A 17,105-nucleotide genomic window follows, 5' to 3' on the forward strand; every position below is an offset into this window, starting at 1 on the left:
GGAAACCTCCAACATCGGGACCCCCGGCGCGACCATCATGGCGAGAGGTCCCACACGCCGGAGGAACGACGTCCGTGTCAGCGTCTCAGACGACACGTTCACCCCTGGACCCTTGCGAAAACCTTCCCGGGCTGTTGTGCAAATGTGAGCAACATCGCGGGTGCGATAATTCGGAGCGGCCGGGCGATTTCGCGATGGCCCAGCCTCGAACGAGATGAAGGACACGCTCGCCCCGTGGGACGACTGATCTACACGCAAGACTCCAGCTACGACATCGACGACCGTATCCTCGCGCACCTCCGCGTCGTCATGATGAACAAGCTCCGCCGCCGTGAAGGCTTCATGCTCCAGATGCCCACCACCGGCGGCGGCCGCTCCTCCATCTGGATCAGCCCCACACGGGCCCTGCTCATGCAGTTCTACGGCGGCCGCGCACCGCAGCTCGACCGTGAGTTGATCGACAAGATGATGCACGACGCGAGTAGCGCCGACGGGCTCACCCTCTCGAACCGTCTGTAACGGCATCGCCACAGGTGATGTGGCGGGTGAATCTCGGACCGATCCGTTCTGTCTCCCCGGCGTCCGCGTTAGCGTGACGCCGTAACGAAGCCCCACCGCATCAGCCATCCTGCGGCAGCCCGCCTCGCCGGCGTCCCCCTCGAAAGCCTCGACGCATGGGCAGCCGTCGACCGGCAAGGACGCTACGACACCGCCGAGTTCAAACTCTGGACCGAAATACACGTGGCCGTCCGCTCAATCGATGGGCGCTAAGCCGGCGCCATCCCCGCGTCGAAATAGGAGACGGGTCCGAATGCACCCTCTCGATGATCTGTTGCGCCTTGTAGGTTTCCTCATTGGTGCGATTCCGATCGGTTTTGCGGCGCGCGTGGCGGCGTCGACGAGGTGCCTGTGAATCGCGGCGATAGATGTCGCGGTGGGCGCGTCGTTCAGCGGCCGATGAGGAGGGCTTCCTGGGCGGCGTCGACGGCTTCGGGTGTGAGGTGGGTGTGCCCGTTGATGTCAAGAACACGTCGGATCTGCGTGACGAGGCGATCGGCGAGGCGGAAGTTCCCGTTGGTGGCGCGCACGATGGCGGCTAGGGCGGCGGTGTGCGCGAGCCCTGCATCGCCGGGGTCTGGTGAGGGGAGGTGTTGCGTGACGACGGCGGTGAGTTCGTCGCTGCGGAGGGGACGGTATTCGTGGGCGAAGCCGATCCGGCTGTAGAGCTGGGGGTAGCGGGCGAGGCGTTTTTCGATTCCGGGCATGCCGATGAGGATGACGCCCATGTGGTGGCGGTCGTAGAAGTCGCGGGCTTGTTCGAGGCCGGCGGTCTTGAGCCTGTCGGCTTCGTCGATGATGAGCAGTTCTGTGTTTCCGCTGTGTTGGGATTCGGGGTGGACGTAGGGGTCGACGTGACCGTGCCGGGCATAATCAATGGCCCACGAGACTTGTTGGCACGCGCGGGGTAGGCCCTGATCGATCTGTTTGATGGTTGCGGCGACGGTGGGGGTGAAGAACGCTGTGCGACTCTGTTGGATGCCCTCGGGGACGGGAGGGAGCGGGCCACCGTTTCGGGCGAGCGGGTACCACTGTTCCCACTCGTCGGTGCCGGCATAGTGGCGGGCGGAGAGAGTCTTGCCGATGCCGGGTGGACCGTAGCAGAGACCGACGTACCGGTGTGAGCGTACGGTGTCGGCGAACTCCACGAATCGCCGGTGCTCTCGGGTGCTGACGAACGCGGGGCGGGTGTCGGAGTGTGGTGGGGGCGCCTGGGTGAACTCGTCGAAGGTGCCGTTGAGGAACCGTCGCCCGTCGTCGTCCGCGCCGACGAGGACGGATACTGGCTTTGCGACGGTCGGTTCAGTCGCTGGCATAGGTCCTCAGCCCGTGTCTCTTCGATTGCGGGGTTGGCGCGTCGGTCTCGGGCGGAGAGAGAGGCGCGGCCGTGGGTCGGTGCCGTGTGTCTTCCGGCAGAGAGCTGGCGACGTTGCTGAGGGAGCGAAGTTGCTGCTTCAGCGCCCGGCGCCGACTATTTCTTGCGCTCTGCAGGTCGGCGAAGGTGATCGTTTCGGAGGATCGTTCAGGGGCGATCGCGCGGCACAGGAATGCGTTGTCGTGGAACAGACGGATATCGCCGAGGTCGCGGGGGTTGTATCGGACGGTGACGTCTTCACCGACGTAGGCGGCGAGGACGGGCGAGACGTACCGGGTGGAGGCGAACCGGATGCCGTCGCGCTGCACGCGTCTGGTTGCCGTGGCGGTCAGCAGCAGCGCGTCAAGGTCTTCCGGGTGTGCGGGCATCCGCGGGATGAAGCTCCCGCTGCGCCAGCGCGCGTGCGGTGCCATCCCGGTCGCGGAGTGCGGGCGCTCGTTGTATTCCTCGACGATGAACCGCTCGAGGACGTCGTCGAGCTGGTGCGAGGTCAACGTGGGGGCGCTGGTGGGTGTGCCGCCGGTACCGTGCGGGATGAAGCCAGGTAGGTGCGGGAGCAATTCGGTCGTGATGGTGCGGTACAACCGCTCGATCTTCCCGCGACCTTGCGGAACGCCGACCCGCGAGTGAATGAGGCGCACGTGCAGGTCTAGGCACACCTGTTCGATCCGGGCTGAGGTGAAGTCCGATCCGTGGTCGCTGTAGAGAACATCGGGGAGCCCCGACACCACCCACGAGGCACGTCGTTTCCGGCTCGCGGCCTGATGAAACGCGAGTGCGGAGCGCTCGGCCGTGGGCGCCGAAACCGCCAGTGCGTATCCGGCGACGGCACGGGAGTAGTCATCGAGCACGATCGTCAGCCAGGGGCGCACAGGCGTCCGCTTGTCGTCGAGGATCATCATGTCCAGCAGCGTGTGGTCCATCTGCCACTGCTCATTCGGGGCGGTTGTCGTGCGCCGGTAGACGAGCTCGAACTTGTCGCGATACGCGGCGTCACCGCCCTCAGCGAGAGCTGTCAGGCCCGGGTCGATAGCGTGCACGATCTGGCGAACGGTCGTGTACCCAGGAGCTGGCAAACCTCGATCGCGCGCGATATCGCCGACGCGCCGATGGATGTACGCGATGGTGGGAGCCGGCCGGCGCACGGCCAGCGCTTCAACCGCGGTGATCAGTTCCGCGGGGGTGCGCGAGGTGCCCTTATCTCGGCGAGGCGGTCTTGCGAGCTGCCCCGCATCGATGCGAGCGGCCCATCGTTGCAAGGTTCGCACCGTGACGCCGGAGTGCTCCGCGATCCGTGTCCACGGCACGCCGTCGAGGTGTTGGCGCACAAGCTCGGCTTTCTGCCGGTCGCTGAGGTGCGCCATGATCCCTCGTCAGGCCCGCTCGACGTGATCGGCCAGGTGCCGGTAGATCGTCGGCCGGGATACCCCGAAGGTGTCGGCGATCTCCTGCACGGTGTGCGCACCCTCGTCGTACATCGCGCGGGCCTGTCGGATCTTCGTCGGCGTCATCTTGAACTTCGGGCCGCCCTTACGTCCCCGAGCTCGCGCCGCCGCAAGGCCATCGTGCGTCCGTTCCACAATCAGGTCATGCTCGAACTCGGCGATCGCGGCGAGCATATGGAAGAACAACCTCCCGCCCGGTGTGGTCGTATCGATGCCCTGGGACAGCGCCCGAAGGCCCACTCCACGCTGTTGTAACTCGTCGGCGATCTGCTTGAGGTTGCGCATGGATCGGCCAAGCCGGTCGAGCTTCGTCACGACGAGGGAGTCCCCTTCCCTCAGGTAACCGAGAGCATCGGTCAGCGCGGGTCGCTTCGCCAGAGTGCCGGAGGCGTGCTCGACGAAGATCTTGTCGCAACCGGCCGCTTCGAGCGCGTCGGTCTGACCGTCGGAATTCTGCTCGCGCGTCGAGACGCGGGCGTATCCGATCGTGGCCATGTCCTCAGCGTAACGCGAACGCCGGCTTCGTTACATAGTTTGCGGACACGGGTTGTGAGACACGACTCGCGGAAGCAGCTCTGTGGAGTTGCTTGCTCGGTGGCGGCGTTCTGCGGACGCTCGGTGTCGCTGGTTAGCTCCCAAGGATGAGGACGCTGGCGGCAGCCTCCACAACGTCGTCGGTGATCGTTTCGAGCTCGTTGATCTTGAGCACGCGGCTGATTTGAGGGAAGAGTCGTTCGAGGAGGCGGAAGTTGCCTCGGGTGATGCGTTCGATGGCGGCGATGGCTTGGGCGTCGGTGAAGTCGTCGGGGTTGAGGGTGCGTCCGAGGTGTTTCCAGTGTCGATCGAGGACGAAGAGGAGTTCGTCGCGGCCGAGGGCGCGGTAGCGGTGGGAGAAGCCGAGGCGGCTGTAGAGCTGGGGGTAGTGGCGGAAGCGCTGGTCGATACCGGGCATGCCAATCAGGATCATCGCGAGGTGGGTGCGGTCGTGTTCGTCGCGGAGCAGCTCGAGCGCGGTGGGCGTGAGCCGCTCGGCTTCGTCGACGATAAGCATCTCGACCCGCCGAGTGGTGTCACCGTTGTGCACGCCGACAACCTTCCCAATTGTGCGCAGGTGCTCGTCGATGCAGATGCCGACCTTGACCTGCCACTTGCTGATGTCGCGCATGAGGTCTTTGGGTCGCGGCAGCACCTCGGGTGTGTAGAAGACCGTGCGCGAGCGATGCGCGAGCGCGTTGTGTTTCGCGTCGTCCTCGCCGCGCGGGCCCCACGCGGTGATGTACGGCTCGAGGGTGTCCCAGTTGGCGTAGCGGCGGGCGGAGTTGGTCTTTCCGACTCCGGCATCACCGTGGCAGATGCCGATGGTGCGCTCCTTCTTCACCGCGTTCGCGAACTCGGTGAAGCGGCGGTGTTCCTTAGTGACGATGAAGCTCTGAGTCATCACTCCTCCTCGTAGGTGCGGAGTCGTTTCTTGCGCGGGGTGAGGTCCGCGAGGTGGGATTCTTCGCGGTGGGCGGAGGTGGGGATGCGGTCGTTGAGGGTACGGCGGAGTTCGTGGCGGCGGGCGCGACGGGCGGCTTCGATGTCGCGGAGGCTGAGGCGGATGTTGGGGTGGGCTTCGTCGACGGCGACACAGATGAAGGTGTCGTGGTCGTATACGCGGATCTCGGAGACGTCGCGGGGGTCGTAGCGGATGGTGACGGTGTGTCCGACGAACGGGGCGAGGGTGGGCGCGAGGTAGCGCTGGCCCTGAAAGTGGATCCCGTCTCGCTGAACGGTGCGATGCGTGGGCACGGTCAGCAGCAGGCCGTCGAGTTGGTCGAGTGTGTCGGGCATGCGGGGCATCCAGCCGTCCGCGACCCACGCGTCGCGCGGGGAGATGCCGAGTTCCTGATGGGTGCGCTGGTTGTAGGTGGTGATGAAGGCACCGATCGCCCTGTCCACGCTCGGGAGATCGAGCACGGGCTGCGGGGTGCGGTTCCCGGGGCCGAGGTGGCCGGGGAGGGTTGGGAGGACCTCGGTGTTGATGGTGCCGAAGAACCGCTCGATCTTGCCGCGCCCTTGGGGTCGGCCGACGGTCGAGAAGATGAGCCGGAGGTGCAGCTCGACGGCGGTGCGTTCGAGGTGGTGGCTGGTGAAGTCGGACCCGTGATCGACGTGCAGCACGTCGGGGATTCCGCACATCGCCCACGCCGGGTCGGTCTTCCGCCAGATCGCCTGCCGCAGCGCGAGGGCGGTGTTCAGCGACGAAGGCGCTCCAGTGAAGACCATGTAGCCGCAAATCGCGCGGGAGTGATCATCCATCACGGTCGTCAGCCAGGGGCGATCGGGCTTCCCATTCGCGCCGACGATGAGGACGTCGAGTTCGGTGTGGTCGGCCTGCCAGATCTGGTTGGGCCGTTCCGCGCGGCGGCGGAACACCAACTCGTGCCGGTCGCGGTAGGAAGCGGGGCCCTCCAACGCGAGGGTGACGAGCGCTGGGTCGATCGCCCGCACGATCTGCCGGACGGTGGCGTAGCTGGGCGCCGGCCTGCCGTCGCACAGGCACTCCTCGGCGGTTAGGCGATGCAGCGTCGCGATCGACGGGCGAGGCCGAGTCAGAGCGAGCCGCTCGATGGCGGCGACGGTCGCCGGGTCAGTGCGCCGGCCGCCCTTGTCTGTCCTCGTAGTGTCGTCGAGCCCGGCGAGCCCGTCTCGCTTGTAGAGCTGATGCCAGCGCTGCAGCGTCCGTGTGCCGATGCCACTGTCGCGGGCGAGGGCCGCGAGTGGGACCTGATCTTCGACGTGAAGTCGAAGGATCCGCCACCGCTCGAGGCCGTCCATCGGTCGCTACGTCGCTGCACTCTCGCGGGCCGTGTGGGCATGCTGGTGGCGGTAGAGCGTCGCGCGACTCCACCCGACGAGACGAGCAGCGTCCTCAGCGGTACGCCCGCGCGCTCGCGCATCTGCGGCGATCGCGAGCTTGTCCGCGATCACGACCGGATCCGAAAGAGGCCGACCGAACCGGGTCCCGTTCGCCCGGGCGGCCGCGATGCCAGCGTTGACCCGTTCCACGATGAGTTCCCGCTCGTACTCCGCGAGCGTGGCGAGCATGTTCAGCATCAGCCGGCCCGTCGACGTCGATGGATCGATGCCGTCCGAGATCGACCGGACCTGCACCCCGCGCTCGCGCAGCAGGTTCACCGTGTTCAGCACGTCGATCAGGGAGCGGCCGAGCCGGTCGACTCGCCAGACGACGACGGTGTCGCCGTCCTCGGCGTACTCGAGGAGCTTCTTCATCCCGGTCCGCTCGATCGCGGTCTTGCTCCCCGAGGTGACGTCCGCGAAGACGTCGCGCTTCTGCACCCCGGCGGCGACGAGCGCGTCGAGCTGCAACTGCGCGTCCTGACTCGACGTACTCACACGCGTGTATCCCAGAAGTCTCACGGTCTCATTCTGACTCGGAAACACCTCCCGCGTCCCCTCCTGAGACAAAACACGGCAAGACGTCTTTCTGAGGCAATAGATGCCCCGAGATCCCGGACCTGCTGGGCGCCAAACGACCGCGGGGCGGGGCGTCTCGCAAAGCTGTACATATTCGAGACACCGATGGGGTCCGGCGGGCGGTGGTGTTTGTCAGCGCAGGTCTTGGTGTCAGCGGGCTACGGGGTTGACGGAGACGATCTCGATGTGGAGGTCGTTCAAGGCGGTAAGCAGCCCCAGGAGGTGCGACTGGTCGGGCACGTCGCCAATCAGTCGTGTCAGTCCGTCCGTGTCGGTGTCGATCTCAAACGCAGTGAACGAGTCCGTCAGCGCGGGGCTCATCCGGCCACGAACCATGACCTGGTAGATGCGCGCACTCATTTCGCCTCCCGCGCCCGTCCGTGCCAGCCGGTGATGTTCCATGCTTGCCTGCAACCTTCGTAGAACCTCACCCGGACATGGTGATTCCGCGGGTCTCCGGGCGGAGCTGACGACTGATGGCCGGCGGCACTAGCCCACGCCGCGGTCATGGAAGGCGGTGTTCGACGACGTCGACGTGTTCATGTCGGATGGGTTCGCTGACGTGCTGTTCGCTAATGACGTTGGCGACGTTCACGGTGATCTTCTCGACCGGAACGATGCGGGTGGTGACGGTCAGCTGTTCTTCGCGCAAGACGATCACGATCGGTAGCGTCGGTGCGTTCGACGATACCGAGCTCCGACTGTTCTGGCCGGTGATGGGTGCGCGGGTGATGCGGAGTTCCTCGCGGCGCACGTCTGCGGTGAACGTGCGCGTTTCGGTGACGATGACCTTCTCGATTCGGATCGCCTCGACGGGGACTGTTTCGGTGCTGACGTGAAGGTGTTCCTCGTGTCGCACCAGTTCCGGATCGTCGGTCGGGGTCATCGCCGCGGTGCGGGCGGGCCGACCTGGCGACCACCCGGCCGCGATCGGAACAGCTTCAGCGCCAGGGGAAGAAGGATCGGAAGTAAGCGGATCAGCTTGTGCATGGGTGGTTTCCTGTCAGAGAGGGGTGGTGCTGGCCCCGCCAGGGAGCGGGACCAGCACCACGCGGTGTTCCGGGGCGATCAGACCCGGGGCGGCAGCGTGGGACGCTGCGGCTGGGTGCGGGTGGCGTTCTGGACCTGGTCCTTCGCCTGCTTGGCCTGCTCCGTAACGCTGGGCGCGTTCTTGGCTTCCTGCTGGATCTTCGGCGCCTCTTCTTCGGCCTTGGTCAGCATCGCTTCCCAACGCTGCTGCATGGGCTTGATCAGTCCACCACCGGCGCCGACGATGATCACACCGGCGATGATCGCGAGCACGGCGATGAGGATCGGGGTGGTGACGGTCGTGGCGACCTCGATCTGGTTCAGCGCGGCGGTGACACCGAGGAACAGGATGAAGATCGCGACGATGTTGGCGAGGATCTTCCCGTACGACAGCCCGCCCAGGGTGTTCTGGATGAGCCCCTTCGCGCCGGCGGCGATGGCGGCGGCGATCACGATGATGATGATCGCGACGATGATCTTCGGCAGGAACCCGATGATGCCTTCCAGCAGGTCGCTGACCGGGTTGGGTCCGAACACACCGAACGCGAACTGCAGCACGAACAGCACGAGCGTGTAGTAGACGATCTTCCCGACGATGTCGGACGCGTCCAGTTTCGACTTGGCCAGTGCCTTCTTGATTCCGCCGCGTTCGACAAGACGGTCGAAGCCGACCTTTTCGAGGAGCTTCTCCAGCCCCTTGGAGATGAGCTTCGCGACGATGAGGCCGACGATCAGGATCAGCAGGAACAACAGGGCGAGCGGGACGAACGTGATGACCGCGGCCAACGCGTCCTGCAGGATGACAGGGATATTCATAGTGGTGACTCTCTTTCAGAGGGATTGGTGACGCACACCGAGTGGGCTCGAGGGTGTCAACGGAATTGCGATTGTTGCGGCGGGGTCAGGGGTGGGTGAAGTCGTGCCGGCCAGGAGCCCGCTCTGAACTGACCGGCACGACAGGGGGGGTCTACTTCGAAGGGGTGCTGTCCGCGTCGGGGTCGATCAGCTCGATCTCTTCGTGAGACACGTCTTCGGTGACCTGCTGCTGGTCGGTGACCGTCTCGGTGCCGAGTCTGACGCGCTCGACCGGGACGGTTTCCTTGCTGGTGACGACTCGCTCCCCGGTGAGGACCACTTCGTGCTCCTCCGAGGTGAGCTCCCCGCCGGTCATCGCGTCGCCGAGGTTGGCGTCGGTGATGGGTTCGCGGGTGACGGTGATCTCTTCGTGGCTGACCGGGACGGTCTTGGTGACCTGCTCGGTGACGATGTGCTTGCGCAGCCGGGCTCGGCCGGTCTCGACCTTCTCTGTTCCGACGTGCAGCTGCTCCTCAGACCGGGTCATCGCATCGCCGGTGGTGGGACCGGAGGTGTCGTAGCCCTCCGTGTCACGGGGAGCGGCGTTGCCCCGGTCGGTGTCCTGGTCATACAGTGCCGCGTCAGGGGCGGCGGTGCCGTTGCCGTAGTAGGTGTATAGCGCGTCTTCTTCTTCGCGGCTGATCTCCCCGTCGCTGTCAATTCGCGGGGCGTCCTTGACCGTATCTTTCGGGTATGCGACACGGACCTGGTAACCATCGAAAGACGCGTCGTCCAGCGGGGCGAAGGTTTCCGAGGTGCCGAACAGGCCGGTCTTGATGGTGACCCACGTCGGGGTCTGTGCTTCGGCGTCGACATATACCTGGCCGACCGAGCCGATCTTCTCGTCGTCGGAGCCGTACACGTCGGCGCCGATCAGGTCGTTGATGTTGGTGGTGTCAATCATGGTGATGGTTCTCTTCTTTCTTCCCGATACGGGCGCCCGGGAGCTCAGGGTGTGGTGGGTCAGCGGCCGAGGCCGGCCCTATCGACACGGCGGTGGTAGCGCATCCCGGCGAGGCCGCCGAGGATCGCACCGCCGAGCGCGATCAGCGCCGCGACGATGGCGGTGATGATGCTGCCCGCGGTGAGATCGCCCTCGCCGATGGGGATGCGGGGGAAGCTGTTCAGGTTGCCGAGCACGTTGAACTGGGCACCGGCGACGGCGGTGATGATCGCCAGCACCACGGCGATGATGATGGCCCACAGCCACACCGCGATTCCCTGCTTGACGCCGTCGAAACGTGCCATCCGCCCGGCGACATATCCGCCGCAGAAATACGCGATCAGCAGGATCAGGGCAATCACGATCCCGCCGATGATGCCGATCGTGGCCGCGTTCTCCGCTGCGGCATCGGCGGCCTCGCCCGGGTCGACCTGGTTGCCCAATCCGACGGCGGTGCCGGTCGCAGCCAGCAGCGCGGTGAGGAGGACGGCGGTGCCGGTGGCGGTCAGCCAGCCGAAGAACGCGGAACCGAACTTCATCCCCCCGAACTGTTCCTTTTCCCTCTCCAGCACCTCCTCACGGGTGCTGCCCCCGCCACCGACCGCATGAGCGGCAGTCGCGGACGGGGACGTCGTGTCCCGCCGGTAGTAAGAGTCGTTCGTGCGGTTATCTGACATGAGCTCTTCTCACTTCTCGTTCCGCGGCCCATGCGAGATGACGCGGACGCTGCCTTGTCGAGGATCACGACGCCGGGAAGGACCGCGCGTCGCTGACGTTGTGATTCATTTGTGATGCGTGTGAACTAGGTGCGAACGTCTCTTCGCACCTAGTTCCGGCTGGCCGGGTTCCGGAGGGTCCGCGCCCTGCGTACACCGTAAGCGGCCTGCGGCGACCGTGAGGCGAGGATTGACATGGAGGTGCTTTGTGAGTAAAAGCGCGGCGGGATCGTCGCCCAAAGGACTCAGCCGCGAGCTGATCGTGAAGAACGCGCTGGAGATGATCGACGAATCGGGCGCGCAGGGCTTGTCGATGCGGACCCTGGCGCACCGACTGGATACCGAAGCGATGTCGCTGTATCGGCACGTGCATGGCAAGGAGGACCTCCTTGAGGCGGTGGTCGCGCTGCTGATGAGCGACCTGACATCCGCGCTCGAGAAAGAGACCGGGGCGCATTGGCAGGCCTTCTTGCAGACCGTTGCCCACGAGGTCCGCCGGATCGCGATGGACCACCCCATGGCCTTCCCCCTGGTGGCCACCCGGCACCCGGCGGCGCCCTGGCTGCGCCCTCCGCTGCGCAGCGTCGAGGTCGTCAACACGTTCCTGACCGCCCTGATCGGCCAAGGGTTCACCGACGCGCAGGCCGTCGGCGCCTACCGGTCCTTCAGCAGCTTCCTGCTCGGACAACTCCTTCTGGAATCCGCGGTCCGTGGGGCTCAGACGGGCCCGGTGGAGGAACCGCTGGACGAAGGGGACGCGAGCATCCCGCAACACGACGGCAGCATCTCGCTGGACAACGCCGATGAAGTGGTGCGGCTGCGTCCCCTGCTCAGTCAGGACCGCAGCCAAGAAGAATTCGAAGTGTCCCTCGAAGTGCTCCTGGACCGGCTCGACCGCGAACTGTCACAGTAACCAGTGGTCCCGGGCCAGGCAGCATGTCGTCAGGGGGGCTCCGAGACCTGACGGTCCTCCCCGCACCCGTGCAATGAGGTCCCCGCCGTTCCGGCGAGCCCCGCTGGAACGCCAAGCCGCGTTGAGGCGATGTTCAGGCAGGCGGAGGCTGTTCGGCCGGTGGTTCCGGCAGCAGGGTGAGGCCGTGGGGTCCGCTCGCCGCGGTCAACATCGCCTCCACCCAGGCCCGGTTGATGGGTGGGTACTGGGTGGCGAAGAACAGGAACTGTAACGGGATGCCGGAGTGGATCCAGAAGCTGCGGTAGCCGCTGCCGTCGCGCATGTCGACCTCGAACATGCCCACTGAGTCGACACTGGCCGAGCTGCGTGAGCGCGCCAAGGCGCAGAAAATCCCCAGTACTACCGCCTCAATAAGGCGGCGCTGATCAAAGCGCTGCACTCGACGTCACCGGAGTGAAGACGTGGCGCGCTCCATCGCCAGAGGCGTAAGCCTTTGGACGGCGGCCGCGGTCAACCCGCCGTAGAAGCGACTTCCTTCATCGCAGGACACTTCTCTCTCCAATCAGCCGACATAAAGCGATCACAGAACGCCGCGGAGGAGCGCCAAAGCTCACAAATTGTGCCGCTATGGCCACAGCCGATACCGGCGCGAGGCTACTTTCGGGCTTAGGTAGTGTCGTCCTTGCTTGCATCGTTCGAGGCGGCATCATCACAGGGGCTCAGGGGACACGGTGTCGCGGCTTTCGGATCTCATCCACACGGTCAAGCAGTTCGATCCGCAGCTGGGCGCCGATCTTGAACGTGAGGTGTCGCCCCTGCAGGAGCGCCTACCGTTCGGGCTGAATTTCGAGAAGCATCAACCGGAGGCCGTCGAGCTGCCGGGGGTTTCTATCCGCGTGGGCAGCAAAGTTCGCATTCTGCCTGAGCGGGGCAAGGACGCGCCCACTGATCGACGCCTGTGGGTCGTGCAGGACATCCAGCGGGATCCGACGGGAAGCCGGCAGGCGATCCTGGCTCTTGCCCGGAGCCAAGAGCCGGAGACAGTTCAGGTGGCCGTGGACGAGCTTGTGCTCGTCGCGGAGTTCCGCGACAGCATCTATCCCGGTCTGCGCTCTACCGGATCGGTTGAAAATGGTGGTAACAAGCCCTTCCACACTGTCATCAACGGCGAGAACTTCCACGTCCTCGAGGCGTTGACGTATACGCACCGCGGCGGCGTCGATGCGATCTATATCGACCCGCCCTACAACACGGGTGCGAGGGACTGGAAGTACAACAACGACTACGTCGAGGGTGACGACCTCTACCGGCACAGCAAGTGGCTGGCATTCATGGAACGCCGGCTGAAGTTTGCGAAAGAGCTACTCAACCCGGACCAATCAGTCCTGATCGTGTCGATCGACGAGAAGGAGTATCTCCGACTCGGGCTGCTGCTCGAGCAGGTTTTCCCCGGTGAGCGCATCCAGATGGTGTCCACCGTCATCAACCCGAAGGGTGTCTCCCGCGTCGACGCGTTCCGCAGGTCGGACGAGTATCTTTTCTTCGTCATGCGCGGCTCCGCAGCGCCAGCGCGCATAGATTTCGCATCAGAACTCACTATCGATGTCGAGGACGAAACGCCTGTGCCAGGTGGCGATCCGGATTGGACGTCGATGATGCGGCGCGGATCCAGTTCCTCCCGTGCGGACCGACCCGGCTTGTTCTACCCGATCTACGTCGATCCCAAGACTCTACGGATCACCGAGATCGGCAGCGCGCTGCCGCCAGGAGAGCACGAAGCTCCGCACCGCGGCGACCTAGTGCCTGTGTTGCCACTCCGCCGAAATGGATCCGAGGGCCGCTGGCAGATTGGCCCTGAGGAACTCGCCGCCCGCCTCGAGCAGGGCCGTGTACGTACCGGGCGACCGACCGCCTACGGCTACGTCATCAACTATCTTCCTGACGGTGCATGGGCGGACGTGCAGTCGGAGAAGTTCGAAATTACAGGCACGGCACCGGATGGTTCCATCCTCGCGACTCGCGTTACCACCGTCTCGCGGGCGCAAGTGCCCTTCACTCAATGGCGCAACCCGTCGCACAACGCCTCCGAGTACGGCTCCACCCTCCTGGCGGCATTCCTACCGGACCGAAAGTTTCCTTTCCCAAAAAGTCTCTATGCAGTTGAGGACGCGCTTCGGCTCTTCGTCGGTGACAACCCTGAAGCGATTGTCATCGACTTCTTTGCTGGCTCCGGTACCACCGCGCACGCCGTCATGCGGCTGAACCGCCGCGACAACGGCCGCCGACAGAGCATCCTCGTAACGAACAACGAAGTCGCAGCGGACGAGGAGCGGGCACTGCGCCGTCAGGGGTACCGGCCCGGGGATGCGGAGTGGGAAGCGCTAGGGATCTGTGACTACATCACCAAGCCGCGAATCCGAGCAGCAATCACGGGTCGCACGCCCGCTAACGATCCGATTGGCGGTTCCTACCGCTTTGGTGAGCAGTTCCCAATTGCGGACGGTTTCGCGGAAAACGCTGAGTTCTTCACCCTCACGTACGAGTCGGTATGGCGCGTTAGCCAGCACCGTGCTTTCGGCGCACTCGCCCCCCTGCTCTGGCTCCGCGCCGGTGCGACGGGTCGACGCATCAGCGCGCTGCCCAATGGGTGGGACGTGGCCGAGTCTTACGGGGTGCTTCGCGATCTCGACATGACCAGCGACTTCCTCGACGCGATGAGCGCTATGCCATCCGCACGACTGGCGTACATCATCACCGACGACGATCGCCGCTACCAGATGGTGTGCGACGCGCTCGGGGACGTCATCCCGATCAGGCTGTACTCGTCCTACCTGCAGGACTTCAAAATCAACAACGGAATTTCCTCATGAGATACACCCTCAAGGACTACCAGTCCGACGCCGTCGCGGAGGTCCTCAACAACCTCAGCACCGCACGCGAGGTCTTCCACAGCGCCAACTCCCGGGTTTCCAGCCTCGCCCTCGCCGCAACCACGGGTGCCGGCAAGACGGTCATGGCCGCTGCGGTCATCGAGTCGCTGTTCTTCGGCAATGACGACGCCGACTTCGCCGCCGACCCGTCCGCGACAGTCCTGTGGTTCAGCGATGACCCCTCCCTCAATGCCCAGACACGATTCCGTCTTGAGGAAGCCTCCGACAAACTCCGCAGCCGCCTAGTCACCGTGGAGCACCCGTTCCGCTATCGACAGCTGCAGCCAGGCCACGTGTACTTCCTCAATACCTCGAAGCTGGCGAAGAACGGCCTTCTGACCCGTACCCGTGACGACAGCAACCAGCTCGACGGCATTGGCAGCCCCGATGCGATCCCGTTCACGATCTGGGACACAATCAGCGAGACGATCGACAACCCAGACATCACGCTCTACATGGTTCTCGACGAGGCCCATCGCGGCATGAACCGCCGATCCTCTGCCGATAAGCCGAGCATCGTGCGGCGCCTCATTAACGGACACGGCAGCGTTCCACCAATGCCCGTCGTATGGGGCATCTCAGCGACCGTGCAGCGGTTCGAGGAAGCGATGCTCACCGCCGAAGTCGCAGATAACCGCATCCAGCTCGCCACCATTGCCGTCGATCCGGTACGCATTCAGCAGTCAGGCCTGCTGAAGGACGACATCGTGGTCGACTTCCCGTCCGAGACGGGCGATTTCAGTACCGTGCTGCTGCGCCGGGGGACGCGGAAGATCAAAACGATCTCCGCCGCGTGGGCGGAGTATTCTGCGCAGCAGCGCGCCGAGGAGCCGGTAGTGCCGTTGATGGTGCTCCAGGTGCCGAACAAGCCTGATCCGGACACAATGAAGCAGGCGCTCGATGTCATCTTCGATGAGTGGCCGGAACTCCGCGGCGACGCAATCGCCAACGTCTTTGGCGACCACACGAACGAACGCTACGGCCCATATACGGTGTCGTACATCCCACCGGAGCGCGTTCAGGACGCCCGACACATCCGGGTTCTCCTCGCTAAGGACGCCATCTCGACAGGGTGGGACTGTCCGCGCGCTGAGGTCCTGGTCTCCTTCCGCCCTGCACAAGACGCCACGCACATCACACAGCTGCTCGGACGTATGATCCGTACGCCGCTCGCCCGCCGCATCGAGGGCAACGACGTCCTCAATAGTGTGGAGTGCATCCTGCCCCGCTTCGATCGTAAGACCGCCACGCAGGTACTCGAGCAAATTACCGGCGGCGCTGACACCGGTATCGACGGTGACGGCAAGCGGGTCCTCGTCGACCCCGCGCTGATGCTACCTAACAGCAACCTGCCAACGTCCGTGTGGGAGGCGTTGGAGGCACTACCGTCGCAGACTCTGCCGCGGAGGAACGCTAACCCCATGAAACGGCTCACCGCGCTGGCGCACGCCCTCGCCGCGGACAAGCTCCGCCAGGGCGCCGGCGACGAAGCGCACCACGAGCTCCACAGCGTTCTCGATGGCCTCGCCGCCCGGTACGCGTCCGATCTCGCCAAGGCGACTACCGAAATCCTTACCGTCCGTGGTGGCAGCGTGCGCGCGGTCGCCCAGTACGGCATGCAGATCGACTCAACCTTCACGGAAGTAGCCGACGATCGCGCTATCGAGGATGCGTATGCCCAGGGCGCTCGCGTCATCTCGCCGGACCTTGCCCGCACCTACGTCAACCGACTAGCGCCCGAGGACGACGCCGATGACGACGACCTCCGCGATGCGTCGATCCGCGTGGCCGCGCTCGGCTCCCTCGCCCCCGTCCGACCCGCCCTTGAGGCGGAGGCGGACACGCTCGTGTCTGCGTGGTTGAGTCAGTATCGCGTGCAGATCAAAACCCTCCCTGAAGCTCGACAGCACGTGTACGCCGACATCACGTCCATGAGCTCCTCCCCGCAACACATCCCGATCGCCCGGCCTGTGAACCGATGGGAGGAAACCAAGCGGCGCACCCCCAATGGCGACATGCCGATTGAACGGCGCAGCCGACATCTCCTCGCTGACGGCGAGCATCTTTTCCCAGTTGGTTCCCTCAGCCCGTTCGAGATCGACGTTCTCGACCGCGAACTCGCTCGTCCAGACACAGTTGGCTGGTATCGCAACCCCACACGTGGCCGCGAAGCTCTTGGTATTGCCTACACCGACCGGTACGGCGCCTGGCGTACTCTGCGACCGGATTTCCTGTTTTTCGCGGAACAACAGGGGGCGGTGAAGGTGAACCTTATCGATCCGCATGGACACTGGCTCCCCGACGCTTTGTCCAAGCTCCGTGGCATGGCGCAGTACGTTGAGGAGTACGGGGCGAGCCTGCACCGTGCCGAAACCATTTCGACTGTGGATGGCAAGCTTCGCGTCCTTGACTTCACCCTCAATGCAGTACGGACCGCGACTCTTTCGGCAGTTGACGCCGACGAGCTCTATCGCGCGCACAGCGCCGACTACCAGTAGACGACCGCGCGGGGCCCCACAGTGGCTGATCGGATTCTTGCGCTCTTCCCGCGCCACTGTCCGTTGGATGAACAATCTCTACTGGGATGGGTCACCGACACGAAGAGCCGCGAGAAGGACGACATCGAGCGACGCTCTTCACAGAGGTGCCGGAAACACGCGGGTCGGGTCGACGCAAAAACCCGGCCCGAAACCCATAATGACGCGAAATTGCGTTGAACCGTTTCGCGTCATTCGGTAGACTAGGGCGTGTTGATCAAGAGGTTTCGTTCCTCGGTGGGTGAGTCTTGAACGGTGACGCGACAGGAGATCTCTGACGAGGTGTGGGCCGTGATGGAGCCGTTGATGCCGACGGTGACCGGT

The 17,105-nt window shown here is 64.7% G+C and carries 16 protein-coding genes; 4 read left to right on the top strand and 12 right to left on the bottom strand.

Annotated elements, in window-relative coordinates; all coding sequences use genetic code 11:
• Nucleotides 1–234: 234 nt before the first annotated feature.
• Nucleotides 235–519, top strand: coding sequence for an ATP-dependent DNA ligase (locus tag MHY30_RS12070; protein WP_237488856.1), 285 nt, complete (start codon nt 235–237; stop codon nt 517–519).
• A 428-nt stretch (nt 520–947) separates the two neighbouring features.
• Here the strand turns inward: MHY30_RS12070 and MHY30_RS12075 are convergent, their stop codons facing one another.
• The 11 genes from MHY30_RS12075 to MHY30_RS12125 form a co-directional block, all read right to left on the bottom strand.
• The gene (locus MHY30_RS12075; RefSeq protein WP_239277146.1) at nt 948–1,874 is read right to left on the bottom strand and encodes an AAA family ATPase; all 927 of its coding nucleotides are present in this window, start codon (nt 1,872–1,874) and stop codon (nt 948–950) included.
• Entirely contained in the window at nt 1,861–3,297 is a 1,437-nt protein-coding gene (locus MHY30_RS12080) for a Mu transposase C-terminal domain-containing protein (protein ID WP_239277147.1), read from the bottom strand. Before MHY30_RS12080 ends, MHY30_RS12075 begins: the two co-directional genes overlap by 14 nt.
• Nucleotides 3,298–3,306: 9 nt before the next feature.
• Nucleotides 3,307–3,873 carry a recombinase family protein gene (locus tag MHY30_RS12085; RefSeq protein WP_239277148.1) on the bottom strand — a complete coding sequence of 189 codons (567 nt, stop codon included), beginning with the start codon at nt 3,871–3,873 and terminating at the stop codon, nt 3,307–3,309.
• Nucleotides 3,874–4,006: 133 nt separating this feature from the next.
• Nucleotides 4,007–4,816 carry an AAA family ATPase gene (locus MHY30_RS12090; RefSeq protein WP_239277149.1) on the bottom strand — a complete coding sequence of 270 codons (810 nt, stop codon included), beginning with the start codon at nt 4,814–4,816 and terminating at the stop codon, nt 4,007–4,009.
• Complete coding sequence (locus MHY30_RS12095; RefSeq protein WP_239277150.1) at nt 4,816–6,198, bottom strand: Mu transposase C-terminal domain-containing protein; 1,383 nt, start codon at nt 6,196–6,198, stop codon at nt 4,816–4,818. Before MHY30_RS12095 ends, MHY30_RS12090 begins: the two co-directional genes overlap by 1 nt.
• 6 nt (nt 6,199–6,204) lie before the next feature.
• Entirely contained in the window at nt 6,205–6,801 is a 597-nt protein-coding gene (locus MHY30_RS12100; protein ID WP_239277151.1) for a recombinase family protein, read from the bottom strand.
• Between the two features lie 207 nt (nt 6,802–7,008).
• On the bottom strand, nt 7,009–7,218 hold the full coding sequence (locus tag MHY30_RS12105; RefSeq protein ID WP_138173521.1) for a hypothetical protein: 210 nt from the start codon (nt 7,216–7,218) through the stop codon (nt 7,009–7,011).
• A gap of 145 nt (nt 7,219–7,363) precedes the next feature.
• Nucleotides 7,364–7,744 carry a DUF2382 domain-containing protein gene (locus tag MHY30_RS12110; RefSeq protein WP_138173523.1) on the bottom strand — a complete coding sequence of 127 codons (381 nt, stop codon included), beginning with the start codon at nt 7,742–7,744 and terminating at the stop codon, nt 7,364–7,366.
• A 182-nt stretch (nt 7,745–7,926) separates the two neighbouring features.
• Nucleotides 7,927–8,703, bottom strand: coding sequence for a hypothetical protein (locus MHY30_RS12115; RefSeq protein ID WP_138173525.1), 777 nt, complete (start codon nt 8,701–8,703; stop codon nt 7,927–7,929).
• Nucleotides 8,704–8,854: 151 nt separating this feature from the next.
• Nucleotides 8,855–9,646 (bottom strand): DUF2382 domain-containing protein, encoded by a 792-nt coding sequence (locus MHY30_RS12120; RefSeq protein WP_239277152.1) that lies wholly within the window; start codon nt 9,644–9,646, stop codon nt 8,855–8,857.
• Nucleotides 9,647–9,705: 59 nt separating this feature from the next.
• Nucleotides 9,706–10,224, bottom strand: a complete 519-nt coding sequence (locus tag MHY30_RS12125; protein ID WP_308192659.1) for a hypothetical protein — start codon at nt 10,222–10,224, stop codon at nt 9,706–9,708.
• Between the two features lie 385 nt (nt 10,225–10,609).
• Between MHY30_RS12125 and MHY30_RS12130 the strand changes: the two genes are divergently transcribed.
• On the top strand, nt 10,610–11,314 hold the full coding sequence (locus MHY30_RS12130; protein WP_239277153.1) for a TetR/AcrR family transcriptional regulator C-terminal domain-containing protein: 705 nt from the start codon (nt 10,610–10,612) through the stop codon (nt 11,312–11,314).
• A 133-nt stretch (nt 11,315–11,447) separates the two neighbouring features.
• On the opposite strand, the gene MHY30_RS12135 is transcribed toward MHY30_RS12130, so the two are convergent.
• Nucleotides 11,448–11,651 carry a hypothetical protein gene (locus MHY30_RS12135; RefSeq protein WP_239277154.1) on the bottom strand — a complete coding sequence of 68 codons (204 nt, stop codon included), beginning with the start codon at nt 11,649–11,651 and terminating at the stop codon, nt 11,448–11,450.
• Between the two features lie 394 nt (nt 11,652–12,045).
• Between MHY30_RS12135 and MHY30_RS12140 the strand changes: the two genes are divergently transcribed.
• Both MHY30_RS12140 and MHY30_RS12145 read left to right on the top strand, forming a co-directional pair.
• The gene (locus MHY30_RS12140; RefSeq protein ID WP_239277155.1) at nt 12,046–14,184 is read left to right on the top strand and encodes a site-specific DNA-methyltransferase; all 2,139 of its coding nucleotides are present in this window, start codon (nt 12,046–12,048) and stop codon (nt 14,182–14,184) included.
• A complete protein-coding gene (locus MHY30_RS12145) occupies nt 14,181–16,742 on the top strand; it encodes a DEAD/DEAH box helicase (RefSeq protein ID WP_239277156.1) in 2,562 nt (853 codons plus the stop codon). The genes MHY30_RS12140 and MHY30_RS12145 overlap by 4 nt, the downstream gene beginning before the upstream one ends.
• Nucleotides 16,743–17,105 lie beyond the last annotated feature (363 nt).

Source organism: Microbacterium sp. ACRRU (genome assembly GCF_022346945.1).
Lineage (GTDB): Bacteria > Actinomycetota > Actinomycetes > Actinomycetales > Microbacteriaceae > Microbacterium > Microbacterium mcarthurae.

What these genes read in the sequence shown, in the direction of transcription:
- MHY30_RS12080 (WP_239277147.1), bottom strand. Translation starts at nt 3,297, where the DNA reads ATGGCGCACCTCAGCGACCGGCAGAAAGCCGAGCTTGTGCGCCAACAC.
- MHY30_RS12110 (WP_138173523.1), bottom strand. Translation starts at nt 7,744, where the DNA reads ATGACCCCGACCGACGATCCGGAACTGGTGCGACACGAGGAACACCTT.
- MHY30_RS12125 (WP_308192659.1), bottom strand. Translation starts at nt 10,224, where the DNA reads ATGAAGTTCGGTTCCGCGTTCTTCGGCTGGCTGACCGCCACCGGCACC.
- MHY30_RS12145 (WP_239277156.1), top strand. Translation starts at nt 14,181, where the DNA reads ATGAGATACACCCTCAAGGACTACCAGTCCGACGCCGTCGCGGAGGTC.
- MHY30_RS12120 (WP_239277152.1), bottom strand. Translation starts at nt 9,646, where the DNA reads ATGATTGACACCACCAACATCAACGACCTGATCGGCGCCGACGTGTAC.
- MHY30_RS12075 (WP_239277146.1), bottom strand. Translation starts at nt 1,874, where the DNA reads ATGCCAGCGACTGAACCGACCGTCGCAAAGCCAGTATCCGTCCTCGTC.
- MHY30_RS12135 (WP_239277154.1), bottom strand. Translation starts at nt 11,651, where the DNA reads ATGTTCGAGGTCGACATGCGCGACGGCAGCGGCTACCGCAGCTTCTGG.
- MHY30_RS12090 (WP_239277149.1), bottom strand. Translation starts at nt 4,816, where the DNA reads ATGACTCAGAGCTTCATCGTCACTAAGGAACACCGCCGCTTCACCGAG.
- MHY30_RS12105 (WP_138173521.1), bottom strand. Translation starts at nt 7,218, where the DNA reads ATGAGTGCGCGCATCTACCAGGTCATGGTTCGTGGCCGGATGAGCCCC.
- MHY30_RS12095 (WP_239277150.1), bottom strand. Translation starts at nt 6,198, where the DNA reads ATGGACGGCCTCGAGCGGTGGCGGATCCTTCGACTTCACGTCGAAGAT.
- MHY30_RS12115 (WP_138173525.1), bottom strand. Translation starts at nt 8,703, where the DNA reads ATGAATATCCCTGTCATCCTGCAGGACGCGTTGGCCGCGGTCATCACG.
- MHY30_RS12085 (WP_239277148.1), bottom strand. Translation starts at nt 3,873, where the DNA reads ATGGCCACGATCGGATACGCCCGCGTCTCGACGCGCGAGCAGAATTCC.